This is a genomic window from Solwaraspora sp. WMMB762 (assembly GCF_049179115.1).
GTDB lineage: Bacteria > Actinomycetota > Actinomycetes > Mycobacteriales > Micromonosporaceae > Micromonospora_E.
Genome location: NZ_JBMHMD010000001.1, coordinates 5,038,574 through 5,052,333, shown reverse-complemented (window position 1 = coordinate 5,052,333; position 13,760 = coordinate 5,038,574). Strand labels below are relative to the sequence as shown.

The following is a 13,760-nucleotide window of genomic DNA, read 5'->3' as shown; positions in this document are numbered from 1 at the left end:
ACCGTCTGCGAGTGAATCAACTGGACCGGTACGACGACGCCGGCCGGGCCTGGGTGACCGACGCGATCGCCAAGGTCGAGGCGGACGCCAACCGGTCCGCCGACACCCACCTGCTGCCGTTCCCACTCCCCCCGTCCTGGGGCATCGACCTCTACCTCAAGGACGAGTCGGTGCACCCGACCGGTTCACTCAAGCACCGGCTGGCCCGCTCGTTGTTCCTGTACGGCCTGTGCAACGGGTGGATCGGTCCGCAGACCACGATCGTCGAGGCGTCGAGTGGCTCCACCGCCATCTCCGAGGCGTACTTCGCCCGGATGCTCGGCCTGCCGTTCGTGGCGGTGATGCCCGCCGGCACCTCGGCGGAGAAGATCGCCCAGATCGAGTTCCACGGTGCCCGCCCCCACCTGGTCCGCGACCCGGCCGCAGTGGTGATCGAGGCACGGTGGCTCGCCGAGGACCTCGGCGGGCACTTCATGGACCAGTTCACCTACGCGGAACGGGCCACCGACTGGCGGGGCAACAACAACATCGCCGAGTCGATATTCGCCCAGCTGGCGCTGGAACGGCACCCGGTCCCGCACTGGATCGTGGTCGGTGCCGGCACTGGCGGCACCAGCGCCACCATCGGCCGGTACGTCCGCTACCAGCGGCACCGCACCAAGATCTGCGTCGTCGACCCGGAGAACTCCGCCTTCTACCCGGCATGGTGCAGCGGTGACTGGTCGACCTCGACCGGCCGGGGGTCGATGATCGAGGGGATCGGTCGGCCGACCGTCGAAGCGTCCTTCCAGCCGTCCGTGGTGGACCGGATGATCCAGGTTCCGGACGCCGCCTCACTGGCCGCCATGCGCATCGCCAGCGACCTGCTGGGTCGGCGGGTCGGCGGGTCGACCGGCACCAACCTGTGGGGCGCGTTCGCGCTGATCGCGCAGATGCGGGCCGCCGGCGAGCAGGGCTCGGTGGTGACGCTGCTGTGCGACAGCGGCGAACGGTACGCCGCCAGCTACTACTCGGCCGACTGGCTGACCCGGCACGGGATCGATCTGGCCCCGTACCGGGCCGTGGCCGAACAGTTCCTGCGTACCGGCGAATGGCCGACCGACGCGCGTTGATCGGGATCAGGCGCGCTGCGCCAGCCCCGGGTAGTGCAGCACGAAACCGTCCGGATCCACCGTCACGTCGGCCGTGAAGCTGTCGCTGCGGTACCGGACCCGGTCAGCGCCGAGCACCGTGTAGGTCTGCTCCATCGGCATCACCTCCAGGCTCGGCACCCGGACCCAGGCCGCGACCAGCCGGTGTTCCTGCCCGACCGGCTGCTCCGACAACCGCAGCCGGCGGATCGGCAGGGTGTTGAACAGCGGCGCGGCGTCCAGATCGACATCGAGCGCCGCGTCGAGCCGGCCCGGTTCCTCGGTGCCGGGCAGGCCGACCGGGCTGCGCCCGGCCGCCCGCAAAGCACGGTCCAGGTCACCCTGTTCGGCGGTGCTCACCCGCCACCGGCCGAGCGCCCGTTCCATCCGTACGGTCCGCAGCCAGCCGGCACCCTCGACGGTGACGGTGAGCCGGACGGCGGCCCACTGTTCGTCGGTGGCGAGTTCGTAGTGGCAGCTGTACGGCAGCGGCGCCGCCGCCACCGCCACCCCGCGAGCGGTCAGCCCGCGCTGGTCGTCGAAGAGGACCTGATCGGCACCGCCGGTGTCCGTCCGCGTCCAGACGATCGATTTCGGCAACGTCGGCATGTTCCCGACCGTACCGGCCCGACGAGCCGCCGCGGAGCGGGTCGTCGGCGCCGGTCACGCACGCGGGTCGTAGCGGGTCAGTAGCTGCGGCTCGGCCGCCGGTCGGTGAAGCGCCGGTCACCACCGCCGCGCCGCCGGTCACCACCGGCCCGGTCGGCGCCACCCCGGCCGGCCCGGTCGGCACCACCACGGCCGGCCCAGTCGGCACCACCGCGCGCACCCCGCTCGCCGTCACCCCGGAAGCGGTCCGCTCCGTCGGCCCGGGAGCGGTCGCCCCGCCCCCGGAAGCGGTCGGGGCGGTCCGGCCGGAACCGGTCCCCCCTCGCGCGGGACTGCCGGGGCGGCTCCGGCTCGTTCACGATCGGCACGCCGCTCGGCTCGGTCGCGCCGGTCAGCTCGGACAGCGCGGCGTCGCCGCGGCGTACCCGGGTCTGGGCCGGCTCCACCCCGGCCTTTTCCAGCATGGCCAGGGTGCTGCGCCGCTGTTTCGGCAGCACCAGGGTGGCGACCGCGCCGGACTCGCCGGCCCGCGCGGTCCGCCCCGCCCGGTGCAGGTAGTCCTTGGGGTCCTTCGGCGGGTCGACGTGCACCACCAGCGAGACCCCGTCGACGTGGATGCCCCGGGCAGCCACGTCCGTAGCGACCAGGACGTTCGTCCGGCCTTCCTTGAACTCGGCGAGGGTACGGGTGCGTACCCGCTGGGTCTTGCCGCCGTGCAGGGCACCGGCCCGCACCCCGACCGACGCCAGCTGGTCCACCAGCCGGTCCACGCCCAGCTGGGTACGGGCGAACATCATGGTCCGCCCGGAACGGGCGGCGATCGAAGCGGCCACGGCGAACTTGTCGCTCGGCGGGATCAGCAGCAGATGGTGGTCCATGGTGGTCACGGCGGCGGTGGCCGGCGCGGTGGAATGGGTGACCGGATCGGTCATGAACCGCTGGACCAGCGTGTCGACGTCATTGTCCAAGGTGGCTGAGAAGAGCAGCCGCTGGGCGTCCGCCGGAGTCTTGGCCAGCAGCTCGGTGACCTCCGGCAGGAAGCCCATATCGGCCATCTGGTCCGCCTCGTCCAGGACGGTGATCTCGATGTCGTCCAGCTGGCAGACGCCGCGCTGGATCAGGTCACCGAGCCGCCCCGGGGTGGCCACGATGATCTCCACACCGCGACGCAACGAATCGATCTGCCGGTCGTACGGGACGCCGCCGACCGCCGTCTTGAGGAAGACCCCGACCGCCCGGCCCAGCGGGAACAACGCGTCGTTGACCTGCATCGCCAGCTCGCGAGTGGGGACCAGGATCAGGGCCCGGGGCCGCAGTGGGCGGGCCCGCCGGCCGTCGGCGATCCGGGCCAGCAACGGCAGGCCGAACGCGAGGGTCTTGCCGGAGCCGGTCTGGCCGCGACCGAGCACGTCCCGGCCCGCCAACGCGTCGGGCACGGTGGCGCGCTGGATCTCGAACGGGGTGGTGATGCCCTCCCGGGCGAGTGCCCGGACCAGCTGCCGGGGCAACCCGAGCGCCGCGAAGTCAGGCTCGGCGACAACCGGCTCGGCGGCCGCGGCCGCGGCGACCGGCTCGGCGGTCTGGCTGGTCGCCGGCTCCGCCGGCAGGTCGGCGGCCTCGGGCACGGTGTCGAGAACGGAGGGGAACGTGCTGGGATCAGCGAAGGTGGTCAAGAAAACCTCTCAGAGCGGGGCGGATCTTCGCGAATGGCCCGTTCCGGTGTGCACCGTTGAATCGCCCGCAAGATCGCCCATGAGCACGCGGTAGCGCGCCGGGTTGATGATCGAGTGACAAGTGTACGGGTTTGCCGCGCTGCTGCCACCTGACCCGTCCGACCGGTGGGCCGACTCACCTCCGCCGATCCGGCGTCAACCGCCCAGCAGCCCGTCGAAGATGTCGGTGAAGGTGTTACCCACGGCGAGCACCGCGATGATGCCGATCACCACCATCACGGCCAGACCGACCGCCATGGCCAGCACCACCTTGGTGGTACTGCGGTCCTCCCGCTCGGGCAGGTCAGCCCAGCCCTGGGCCAGGATGTGACCGGTCAGCGAGCCGGAGTTTTCCACGGCGGGGTTGAACACCACGCCGCCGGGTGCCCCGGGCATGCCGCCGGGCGCCCCCATCGGCAGACCCATCGTCGGATCGGCCGCTGGCCGGCTGGCCGGGCCGGGTCCGGGCGTGTCGCTGTCGGGCCGGCGGGCCCCGTACACCCGCCCGGCCGCCGGGGCCGGGGTGCTGCGTGCCCACTGCCCGTAGGCCGGCGAAGGCTCCGGCGGCGCGACCGGCTCCGGCGGCGCCGGCGGCTGGTGCCAGGGCGTCGGCGGTGACTCGCGCCACGGCGTCGGTGGAACCGCCGGTGGGATCGTGTAGCCGCCGGCCGCCTGGGTCATCTGGTACGCGGTCCCGGCTGGCGGCGGGAACGGCGGTGGCGGAGTCGGGCCCGGTGGGTTCGGACCCGGGCCCGGCGGGTACGGGCCTGGCACCGGAGCGGGTGAGGTCGGCCGTGGCGGCAACGGCGGAGCCGGGGCCGGGGCGGGTTCCGGCTCGGGTGAGGTCGGCCTGGACGGCGGTTCCGCAGGTGCGGGCGGCTGTACCGGGTCGGGGGGTAGGGCCGGATCGCTGGGCGAGGGCTCCTCGGTACGACGCGCACCGTAGACACGGGTCCCGCCGGTCGGCACCCGGAGCGCCCCGACGTCGCTGGCGGAGACCCGTTGCGCTCCGGCCACCGTGGCGCGGGCACGGGCCGACGCGGCTTCCCCGCTGGCCGCCGGAGGCGACGACACCGCAGCGGGTGGCTCGGTCGCGGCAGCTGCGGACGCCGACGCGGCATGGTCGGCCGGCTGCTGGTCAGTCGTGGCCGGCGGCTGCCAGGGCAAGGCGAACGCCGACCATGCGGACGCCGGCGACGCGGGAGCCGGCGACGCGGGAGCCGGCGACGCGGAAGCGGACGACCCGGCCGCCGGCGAGGTCGGAGCCGGCGAGGTCGGAGCCGACGGCCCGGCCGCCGACGACGGGGAAGACGTACCAGGCACGACCGGGACGTCGGCACTGGAACCGGTGCCGACCGGCGACGCCCACAGCGCCCCGGCCGGTGGTGGCGGCGGCGGACTGAACGGAGCCGGCAACTCCTCTGCCGGTGGCGGCGCCGATCCGGACCGGTCGACCTGGTCGGGCACCCGCCGCTGACCACCGTCGACCTGGTCCACCGACGACCAGGGCCGAGCTTCGTCCATCACTGCCTCCCGTGCCAGCTCACCGGAACACCTCCGGTCGGTGAGGAGTCCGCCGGTTTACCGTGCCATACCGATGCACCTCGGCACAGCCGGAGTATCGGCGTACCGACCGTGGCCGTCTGTCCGGTACTGGGCGCAACGGTCCGACCGGAGGACGTACGGTCAGCCTTCCAGCGGGCCTGCGCTCGGCGTGCCGGCCGACGTCGCCGACGCGCTCGGGCCGGCCGAAGCGGAACTCGACTCGCTCGGGGTACTGGTCGGGGTTCCGGAGCCGCTCGCGTCCGGATCCGGGGTTCCGGAGCCGCTCGCGTCCGGATCCGGAGCCCCGGAGCCGGTCGGCGACGGGCTGGGGTCGCTCGGCGTCGGCATCGGACCGGGCGTGGACGGGCTGGTCGACGGCGACGGGGAAGGCGACGGCGAATCCGACGGATCCGGCGACGGCGAATCCGTGGGGTCCGGGGACGGCGAGTCGGACGGGTCGGGCGACGGCGAGTCCGTGGGGTCCGGCGTCGGATCGGGCGACGGGTCCGGCGATGGCGTGGGCGTCGGGGTCGGGGTGGGCGTCGGGGTCGGGGTCGGTGCGACCTCGCGGATCACCCGGGTCGCCGCGTAGAACCGGGACCACCAGACGGTGGAGACCTTGACCACGTCTCCGGTGGTCGGCGCGTGCACCATCTTGCCGTTGCCGACGTACATCCCGACGTGGTGCACCGTCGTCCAACTGGACCCGGAGGCGAAGAAGATCAGGTCACCGGGTAGCAGTGCCGACCGGTCCACCTTGTTGTGCCGGGTCGCGTAGTACTGGTCCTTGGCCACCCGGGGCAGGCCGAAGTAGTCGGCGCCGGGCGACCGGTACGCCGCCCACATCAGGCCGGAACAGTCGTAGCGGTGCGGTCCCTCGGCCCCCCACAGGTATGGCTTGCCGAGCTGCTTGAGGGCGAACTCCAGGGCGGCGACGGCACGGGGATGGGCGGCGGCACCGTCGATCCCGTCGATGCCCTGCCCGATCTCCTGCTCGGCGGCCTCCCGCTGGCGTTCGATCGCCACCAGTTGCTCGGTGTTCTGCTCTTTCAACGCGAGCAGCGCGGTCTCCCGCTGCTTGTACGTGCCCTCGGTGCTGCCGAACTCGCTGCGCAGCGCGTCGACCAGGGCCAGCGCCGCCGTGTAGGTCTGGTACGCCTCCTGCTCGGCGGCAGCGGCGAGCGAAACGTCCCGGTTGGCGGCGTCGGTGCCGACGCCGGGCTGCTGGCCCCGTTGCAGCCGGGACAGGGCACCGAGTCCGTGCAAATCACCGCGGTACTCGCCGGGCGGCATCGCGGCGGCGTCCTTCAGTGCGTACGACGCCGCGCTGTCCGCGTCCCGCTGCGCCTCGATCAGCGCGGTTCGCGCCTCGCGCAGCGACTGCTCGGCGGCGGCCAGTGCGGTCTCCGCCGCGGTCTGCTCCTGTTCGAGCTCGAGCAGCTGCTGACCGAGCAGCGCGACCTCGGTCTCACCGGCGTAGATCTGCGCGGCGAGCGGGCCCTCCACCGGGGTGGGGGTGATGGCCGGCGCGTTGGTCGTCGGGCCGGTGCCGGGCAGCTGCAGGCCGCCGGCGGGCACCGGCCGGCTGCCGGTGTCCGGCACGGTCGCCGGCTGGGCGTACACCGGGGAGGCCAGGGCGACTGCGGTGACGGCGCCGAGCAGGCCGGCCCACAGGGCCGGGCTCAGCCGGACCGGAACGGCACCGACCATCACGAACCGGCGTTGCCGCCGTGCTCCGTCGCGCCGCTGGCCCACTGCCGCGCCCCTGCTTCTTCGTGCCATGCCTGCCCGCTCGCTCCCGTACGGCGCATTTGTCCGGTGCTGATGCGCCGGAACCGAGTCGCGTCGCCTGGTGTCGCCTGTCCCACATCGGTCTTACCGCACGGGGCTGCTGATGTCGATGATTCGTGAGGTAACGAGAAGCTGAGAGGTTGGCGACCCGGGCATGACGCAGGTCGCTGTGCCGCCGGGCGACGAGCCGATCGGCGGCCCCGGGACGTACGCTCGAACGCGGATCACGGCTGATGGTCGTCGACGGCGGGTCGTCGGCGTGGCCGGCCGGGAAGGGGCGTGGCGGACGTGGACGCTGGTCGCAAGCGTGAGCTCGAAGAGAAGGTGTACGCCGGGGAGCGGCTGGACTACACCGACGGGGTGGACCTGTACGCCAGCGACGACCTGGCCTGGCTGGGCCGGCTGGCGCACCACCGGCGGACCGAGCTCAACGGCGACCGGGTGATGTTCAACGTCAACCGGCACCTCAACCTGACCAACGTGTGCAGCGCCTCCTGCGCGTACTGCTCGTTCCAGCGCAAGCCGGGCGAGAAGGACGCATACACGATGCGCATCGACGAGGCCGTCCGTAAGGCCAAGGAGATGGAGGACGAGCAGCTCACCGAGCTGCACATCGTCAACGGCCTGCACCCGACCCTGCCCTGGCGGTACTACCCGAAGGTGCTGCGCGAGCTCAAGGCGGCGCTGCCGAACGTCAAGCTCAAGGCGTTCACCGCGACCGAGGTGCAGTGGTTCGAAAAGATCAGCGGGCTGCCGGCGGACGAGATCCTCGACGAGCTGATGGACGCCGGTCTGGAGTCGCTGACCGGCGGTGGCGCGGAGATCTTCGACTGGGAGGTCCGCCAGCACATCGTCGACCACGCCTGCCACTGGGAGGACTGGTCACGGATTCACCGGCTGGCGCACAGCAAGGGGCTGCGGACCCCGTCAACGATGTTGTACGGGCACATCGAGGAGCCCCGGCACCGGGTGGACCACGTGCTGCGGCTGCGCGAGTTGCAGGACGAGACCGGCGGCTTCACCGTCTTCATCCCACTGCGCTACCAGCACGACTTTGTCGACTCGGCGGACGGCAAGATCCGTAACCGGATCCAGGAGCGCACCACGATGGCGGCGCCGGCCGAGTCGTTGAAGACCTTCGCGGTGTCCCGGCTGCTGTTCGACAACGTGCCGCACGTCAAGTGTTTCTGGGTGATGCACGGGCTGTCCGTGGCACAGCTGTCGCTCAACTTCGGCGTCGACGACCTGGACGGGTCGGTGGTCGAGTACAAGATCACCCACGACGCGGACTCCTACGGCACGCCGAACACCATGCACCGCGAGGACCTGCTGCACCTGATCTGGGACGCTGGCTTCCAGCCGGTCGAGCGGGACACCCGCTACCAGGTGGTACGCGAGTACGACCGGCCGCCGGCGCTGGCCGACCGGCGGGCCGAGCCGCAGCAGATCTGGGCCTGAGCGAGGCCGCACCGGCAACGCCTTCGAGCAGCCCGGACCGGCCTGATCCGGCGGGCAGGTGTCGACCCGCCCCGGCGTGGGAAAGACGCAGCGGTGAATCAGCGCCGTGGCATGCTGTCCCGCCTCCGTGGCGTGTGGGGCAGTTTCTGGGCGGTACCGGCGGCGTTCGCGACCGGCGCGGTGCTCGGCGCGATCCTGCTCACCGCCCTGGAGCTGCGGCTACGGCTGCCGCTGGACGGCTTCCTGCCGAGCGGACCGGCCGGCGCCAGGTCGCTGCTGTCGGCGGTGATCACCGCGATGATCTCGTTCACCGCGCTGGTCTTCTCCATCACGGTGGTAGCGGTGCAGCTGGCCTCCAGCCAGTACTCACCCCGGGTACTGCGGACGTTCCTGCGCGACCGGGTCACCCAGGCCACCCTCGGCACCTTCGTCGCGACGTTCCTGTTCGCGATGGTGGTCCTCGCCGCGCTACCGGACCGGTCCGACGCCCGGCTGCCGGCGCTGTCGCTGGCCGTGTCGATGGCCCTGGTGCTGGGCAGCACCGGAATGTTCATCTACTACCTGCACCATATGACCGCTCTGATGCGGGTCTCGCACATGATCGCGGCGATCGGGGTGCAGAGCAGACGCAGCATCGACCGGTGGGCGCCCGGCCGACCGATCCGACCGGTTCCCCGGACGGCCCGATCGTCGATGTGCTGGCGGCACCGGCCACCGGGGTGGTCATCGCGGTCGACGTCAACCTGCTGGCGCGGCTCGCCCGCCGGGACGGCTGCGCCCTCACCGTCGAACGGATCCCCGGCGAGTTCGTGGTGGCCGGCATGCCACTGGTCGCCGTACACGCCGTCGGTGACACCCCGCCGGGCCCGGTCGACGCGACGCTGGCCGGACAGGCCGTCGAGGTCGGCGTCGAACGGGTCCCCGGCCAGGACGTCGGCTTCGGGCTACGGCAGCTCGCCGACATCGCCGAACGGGCGCTCTCGCCCGGCATCAACGACGCCACCACCGCCGTCCGCGCCCTGCAGGAGGCGCATGACCTGCTACGCCGACTGGCCGACCGGCCGGACCGACCGAGGATCGTCCGGGACGACGACGGGACGGTCCGGGTCCACGTCCGCCGGCAGTCGTTCGCCAGCCACCTCGCCACCTCGATCACCGACGTCCGGCAGGCAGCCACTGACCAGCCCAGGGTCATCGAGCTGATCGACAGCATTCTCGCCGATCTGGCCACGGCGGCCCGGCCCGAGCACCGGCCGGACATCCAGCGGTGCCGGGCGGCGTCACCGGCCGCCGACGCCCCGGGACGTCGCTGAGGAGTACCAGCGGCGACCGGCGGTGGCGGTCACCCCGTGCACCAGGGTGCTGGCCGCGATCACCAGCGTCCCGGCCGCCCACAGCCGGGAATCCGTCGCCCCCTCGGCGTAGCTGTACGTCAGGTAGAACAGCGCGGACACGCCGATCGGGCCGAACCAGCCGAGAAACACCGTGTCCCGCCACGACATGCCCAGCGCCGGCCGCAGGGCCAGCACCACCGGCAGCCGGCGCAGCAGCAGCACGGCCACCGGAAACGCCACGACGGGCCAGCCGAGCTCCAGCCACTGCCGCCACGGCACCACCAGACCGAGCAGGAAGAACACCGGCAGGACGAGATACCGGGTGAGCGCGTCGTCGAGTTGCTGCTCAGACGCCCGGGACCGGCGGCCGATCAGCCGGTTGTAGGCCAGCCCGGTGACGAACACGGCGAGGATCGCGTCGGTACCGGCGACCCGGGCGACGCCCAACGCGGCCACGCCGAGGACCACGGCGAAGACCAGCAGCGAGCCCTGGTCGACCTGCTCCCGCGCCTCGGCCGCCCGTACCGCCCAACCGGCCAGGCAGCCGACCGCCACCCCGACCAGGACCGCACCGCCGACGCCCCAGGCCGCCTCGGCCACCTGCTGCCCGGCCGGCCGGGCGGCGGCCGCGATCAACGCCAGCGCGACCAACAGGTACGCGAGCCCGTCGTTGATCCCGGACTCACCGCTGATCACCTGACGCAGCCGGGCCGGCAGTGCCTGTTCGGCGGGTGTCCCGGACAGCCCGGACACCGGGCCGACCAGGACGCCGAGCAGCAACGCGAGCAGCGGTTCGCTGACCGGCGCGCGGCGGATGGCGCTCGACCAGAAGGCCAGCAGTACGGCGAGCACGCCGACCAGGGCGTAGCTCAGATGCAGCGGATGCATCCGGACACCTTCACCGCAGCGGTGGGCGGCTCAAACCTGGCGGCGTCGACCCTCGGTGCCCCGTACCACCGGGGGTCGGCTGCCATCTTGGCCGGTTATCCGGATGCCGGCGTGGCAAACCTGGTCCGGGTGCGGCACCGGCCCAGGCGTACCCTCATCTGGTCATGACGGAATCGAAGAGCGACAGTCTTCCGCGCCGGGACGCCGCAGGTCGGGTCGTCGCGTTGCCGGATCTGCTCGGCGTGGTCGGCGCCGGCCTGGTGATCGGCCTGGTCGTGCTGCTGCTGTTCGACGGCGTGTTCACGCTGATCGGCGACGGCCGGCTCGGCCAGTCGAACGGCTGGCTGGCGGTGATCCTGCCGGCGTGGCTGTTCGCCGACGACTTCCGGGCCTGGGCCGGCGGCTCCGCCCGGTTCGTCGCCGCCGCCGTGGCGACCGGGGTCGGGGTCGCGTCCGGGCTGCTCGCCGCCGGGATCGCGGCCGACCTGCCGCCGACGGCCGGCGGCGGGATCGGAGCGGCGGTCTTCGCCCTGGTGTACGCGGCGGTCTGGTTCCATGGCGTCCGGTGGCTGGACGGCCGGTGAGGAGAGGCATGAGCCCTGCGGTGAAGTACACGCTCGGCCGGATCGGGCTGTTCGTGATCGTCGTGCTGGCCCTCTGGCCGGTCGACATCAACATTTTTCTTAAACTTATGATCGCGGTCATTTTCTCGGCCGCGCTGTCGTGGTTTCTGATGCGCGGCTGGCGGGACGAGATGGCGCAGCAGATCGCCGAGTCCGCCGAGCGCCGCCGGTCCGAGAAGGAACGGTTGCGGTCCGCGCTGGCCGGCGACGACCAGACCGACGGTACGGCCGGCAGGTCCGGTACGGCGGGCAAGTCCCAGGAGGATTCCTAGCATTCACCCACCGGCATTGACCGTGGCTGAGTGGGATCGATTCAATATCGACCGGAATCGCCTCGGCGGATGCACCTGAGACGGTGGTTGATCATGATGCCCGGATCCTTGCCGTTCCGACGCCTGCTCGACCTGTTCCGACGCCTGCTCGATCGGCTCCCGCGACGCACCACGGCAGGCGTCATCGCCGGGCTGGCGGCGCTGTCCACGGTCGTCGCGACCATCGGGTTCGGTGCGGCGTCCGCCCGCGACGACGACCTGATCGGCCAGCCGGTCTCCGACGAGCAGTTGGCGGTCATCGTCGCCGCCGCCGAGTCGTGCCCGATGCTCAACCCGGCCCGGGTCGCCGGCCAGCTGATGGCCGAGTCCGGCCTGGACGCCGGCGCGGACACCACCACCTCCGGTGGGCAGGGCATCGCCGGGCTCGACTCGCAGGACTGGCAGGACTGGGCGCCGTGGCCGGCGGCGGAACGCGCCGACGTCGAGGCAAACGTGATCGCCCTGGCCCGCCAGATGTGCCAGCTCAGCGGCCGGCTGCGGGTGGCAGAGGTGCCGGGTGACCAGTGGTGGCTGGCGCTCGCGGCGTTCCACACCGGGCTGGACACGGTCACCGACGCCGGTGGGGTACCCGATCCGGCACTCACCTACGTCGGCCAGGCCAGCGGCTACGCGGCGTACTACAGCAAGCTGCCGCAGTTCGGCGGGTCCGGCGACGAGCCGGCCGACACGAACCGTCAGCCGAAGGCGATCTCCACCGAGTACGTCGAGCTGATCGTCGAGGCCGGATCGACCTGCCCGGCGGTCACCGCCCCGGCGGTCGCCGCCTCGTTGATGGCGCTGTCCGGGTTCGACGCGACCCTGGTCGGCGCCGACGACCGGCAGGGCATCGCCCAGTTCACCACCGAGCTCTGGCAGGAGCACGGGCCGGCCGACGCGTCACCGATGGTGCCGGCGGCGGCCATCCCGGCGTTCGGCACCGCGATGTGCGCGCTGGTCGAGTCGTTCGGCGACGCCGAAGGGGACGTCTACCTGATGGCGCTGGCCGCGTACCACGCCGGGGTCGACGCGGTGCGCCAGACCGACGGCCCGCTCGACAAGGAGACCGAGAACCTGCTGGAGTCGGTGCAGCGGCTCACCGACTTCTACGCGATGGACGCCCGGATGACCACCGAGCCGTCGCCGTCGGCCACGCCGTCGCCGTCGGCCTCCGCGTCGCCGTCGACGTCACCGACCCCGGCCGCTTCCCCGACCGGTTCGCCGAAGTCCAGGTCAGCGACGACGCCACCGGCTACGGTCAACACCCGGCGGGCGGCACCGCCGCCCAGCCCGCGCGCCACGAAGAACCCGCCGAAGCAGACCACCCCGGCGGCGCCGCCCGCCCCGGTACGCCCGTCCAACACCTACCAGCTGGTCGGTAAGGAGACCGGGTTGTGCGTCAGCGCCGGTGCCGGCTCCGACGGGACACGGCTCACCCTGCAGCGCTGCGCCGAGAACAAGTCGCAGTGGTGGCAGTTGCGCAGCGACGGCACGATCCGCGCCAACGGGCTCTGCATGGATGTGGCCTGGGGTGCCAGCGAAGACGGCACCCCGGTGCAGATGGCGTACTGCAGCGGCCACCCGGCGCAGAACTGGCAGAAGTGGCAGGGCCGCAGCGGCACCCTGGTCAACCCGCTGACCGGCAAGTGCCTGGATGTCGACGGTCACGGGGTGGGCTCGCCGCTGATGATCTGGTACTGCGTGGGTCACCCGAAGCAGACCTTCAACCAGCGGTGACCGTACGGGCGGCCGGCCCGACCCGGGCCGGCCGCACCGCGCGACGGTGCCGAGTCGGCCCCTAGCCGGGCAGCTGTGCTTCGATCGCGGCGACCACCGCGTCGTCGGTCGGCTCGACCCGGGGCCGGAACCGGCCGGCCACCCGGCCGTCCGGCGCGACCAGGAACTTCTCGAAGTTCCACTGGATGTCACCGGCCGTGCCGTCGGCGTCGGCGGTTTCGGTCAGCTCGGCGTAGACCGGGTGCCGGCCGGGCCCGTTGACCTCGATCTTGGCGAACATCGGGAACGTGACCCCGTACGTGGCCGAGCAGAACTCCTGGATCTCCTCGGCACTGCCCGGCTCCTGGCCGCCGAACTGGTTGCACGGGAAGCCGACCACGGAGAAGCCCCGGTCGGCGTACCGCTCGTGCAGCTGTTCCAGGCCGGCGTACTGCGGGGTCAGCCCGCACTTCGACGCCACGTTGACCACCAGCAGTGCCTTGCCGGCGAAGTCCCCCAACGAGCCGGGCTGCCCGGCCAGGGTGGTGAGCGGAATGTCGTAGATCCCCACGTGTCGATCCTCTCTCCCGCCCGGTGCGCTCACACCGGCCGGCCGTCGTGCAGGTAGGCGACGTGTCCGTGATCG

13 protein-coding genes and 1 pseudogene are annotated in these 13,760 nt (G+C 72.3%); 8 read left to right on the top strand and 6 right to left on the bottom strand.

Annotation, left to right across the window (positions count from 1 at the left end):
• Positions 1–11 precede the first annotated feature (11 nt).
• Positions 12–1,112 (top strand): PLP-dependent cysteine synthase family protein, encoded by a 1,101-nt coding sequence (locus ACN27J_RS22580; RefSeq protein ID WP_421369296.1) that lies wholly within the window; start codon positions 12–14, stop codon positions 1,110–1,112.
• A gap of 6 nt (positions 1,113–1,118) precedes the next feature.
• On the opposite strand, the gene ACN27J_RS22575 is transcribed toward ACN27J_RS22580, so the two are convergent.
• From ACN27J_RS22575 to ACN27J_RS22565, 3 genes are all read right to left on the bottom strand, one after another.
• The gene (locus tag ACN27J_RS22575; RefSeq protein WP_421369295.1) at positions 1,119–1,739 is read right to left on the bottom strand and encodes a putative glycolipid-binding domain-containing protein; all 621 of its coding nucleotides are present in this window, start codon (positions 1,737–1,739) and stop codon (positions 1,119–1,121) included.
• Between the two features lie 77 nt (positions 1,740–1,816).
• Complete coding sequence (locus ACN27J_RS22570) at positions 1,817–3,247, bottom strand: DEAD/DEAH box helicase (protein ID WP_421372386.1); 1,431 nt, start codon at positions 3,245–3,247, stop codon at positions 1,817–1,819.
• A gap of 360 nt (positions 3,248–3,607) precedes the next feature.
• On the bottom strand, positions 3,608–4,132 hold the full coding sequence (locus ACN27J_RS22565) for a hypothetical protein (RefSeq protein ID WP_421369293.1): 525 nt from the start codon (positions 4,130–4,132) through the stop codon (positions 3,608–3,610).
• A gap of 337 nt (positions 4,133–4,469) precedes the next feature.
• Here ACN27J_RS22565 and ACN27J_RS22560 point away from each other — a divergent pair, with 337 nt between their 5' ends.
• Positions 4,470–4,928: a hypothetical protein gene (locus ACN27J_RS22560; RefSeq protein ID WP_421369291.1), complete on the top strand. Its 459-nt coding sequence runs from the start codon at positions 4,470–4,472 to the stop codon at positions 4,926–4,928.
• Positions 4,929–5,137: 209 nt separating this feature from the next.
• On the opposite strand, the gene ACN27J_RS22555 is transcribed toward ACN27J_RS22560, so the two are convergent.
• Entirely contained in the window at positions 5,138–6,778 is a 1,641-nt protein-coding gene (locus tag ACN27J_RS22555) for a C40 family peptidase (RefSeq protein ID WP_421369289.1), read from the bottom strand.
• A 297-nt stretch (positions 6,779–7,075) separates the two neighbouring features.
• Here ACN27J_RS22555 and mqnE point away from each other — a divergent pair, with 297 nt between their 5' ends.
• From mqnE to ACN27J_RS22540, 3 genes and pseudogenes are all read left to right on the top strand, one after another.
• Positions 7,076–8,245 (top strand): aminofutalosine synthase MqnE, encoded by a 1,170-nt coding sequence (mqnE, locus tag ACN27J_RS22550; RefSeq protein ID WP_282234473.1) that lies wholly within the window; start codon positions 7,076–7,078, stop codon positions 8,243–8,245.
• A gap of 111 nt (positions 8,246–8,356) precedes the next feature.
• Positions 8,357–8,842 (top strand): annotated as a pseudogene (locus ACN27J_RS22545) (DUF2254 family protein); the annotation flags it as partial.
• Positions 8,843–8,886: 44 nt separating this feature from the next.
• The gene (locus ACN27J_RS22540; RefSeq protein ID WP_421369287.1) at positions 8,887–9,558 is read left to right on the top strand and encodes a DUF2254 family protein; all 672 of its coding nucleotides are present in this window, start codon (positions 8,887–8,889) and stop codon (positions 9,556–9,558) included.
• Here ACN27J_RS22540 and ACN27J_RS22535 read toward each other — a convergent pair.
• A complete protein-coding gene (locus ACN27J_RS22535) occupies positions 9,526–10,467 on the bottom strand; it encodes a cation:proton antiporter (protein WP_421369285.1) in 942 nt (313 codons plus the stop codon). The two genes, ACN27J_RS22540 and ACN27J_RS22535, sit on opposite strands and share 33 nt — an antisense overlap.
• A gap of 164 nt (positions 10,468–10,631) precedes the next feature.
• On the opposite strand from ACN27J_RS22535, the gene ACN27J_RS22530 reads away from it, so the two are divergent.
• The 3 genes from ACN27J_RS22530 to ACN27J_RS22520 all read left to right on the top strand — a co-directional run bounded on the left by ACN27J_RS22530 (position 10,632) and on the right by ACN27J_RS22520 (position 13,135).
• Entirely contained in the window at positions 10,632–11,051 is a 420-nt protein-coding gene (locus ACN27J_RS22530; RefSeq protein WP_421369283.1) for a hypothetical protein, read from the top strand.
• Between the two features lie 8 nt (positions 11,052–11,059).
• Positions 11,060–11,362 (top strand): DUF4229 domain-containing protein, encoded by a 303-nt coding sequence (locus ACN27J_RS22525; RefSeq protein WP_421369281.1) that lies wholly within the window; start codon positions 11,060–11,062, stop codon positions 11,360–11,362.
• Between the two features lie 93 nt (positions 11,363–11,455).
• Entirely contained in the window at positions 11,456–13,135 is a 1,680-nt protein-coding gene (locus ACN27J_RS22520) for a ricin-type beta-trefoil lectin domain protein (protein ID WP_421369279.1), read from the top strand.
• A gap of 61 nt (positions 13,136–13,196) precedes the next feature.
• Here the strand turns inward: ACN27J_RS22520 and ACN27J_RS22515 are convergent, their stop codons facing one another.
• The gene (locus ACN27J_RS22515) at positions 13,197–13,685 is read right to left on the bottom strand and encodes a glutathione peroxidase (protein WP_421369277.1); all 489 of its coding nucleotides are present in this window, start codon (positions 13,683–13,685) and stop codon (positions 13,197–13,199) included.
• Positions 13,686–13,760: the final 75 nt, after the last annotated feature.

What these genes read in the sequence shown, in the direction of transcription:
- ACN27J_RS22575 (WP_421369295.1), bottom strand. Translation starts at nt 1,739, where the DNA reads ATGCCGACGTTGCCGAAATCGATCGTCTGGACGCGGACGGACACCGGC.
- ACN27J_RS22565 (WP_421369293.1), bottom strand. Translation starts at nt 4,132, where the DNA reads ATGACCCAGGCGGCCGGCGGCTACACGATCCCACCGGCGGTTCCACCG.
- ACN27J_RS22555 (WP_421369289.1), bottom strand. Translation starts at nt 6,778, where the DNA reads ATGGCACGAAGAAGCAGGGGCGCGGCAGTGGGCCAGCGGCGCGACGGA.
- ACN27J_RS22535 (WP_421369285.1), bottom strand. Translation starts at nt 10,467, where the DNA reads ATGCATCCGCTGCATCTGAGCTACGCCCTGGTCGGCGTGCTCGCCGTA.
- ACN27J_RS22530 (WP_421369283.1), top strand. Translation starts at nt 10,632, where the DNA reads ATGACGGAATCGAAGAGCGACAGTCTTCCGCGCCGGGACGCCGCAGGT.
- ACN27J_RS22525 (WP_421369281.1), top strand. Translation starts at nt 11,060, where the DNA reads ATGAGCCCTGCGGTGAAGTACACGCTCGGCCGGATCGGGCTGTTCGTG.
- ACN27J_RS22520 (WP_421369279.1), top strand. Translation starts at nt 11,456, where the DNA reads ATGATGCCCGGATCCTTGCCGTTCCGACGCCTGCTCGACCTGTTCCGA.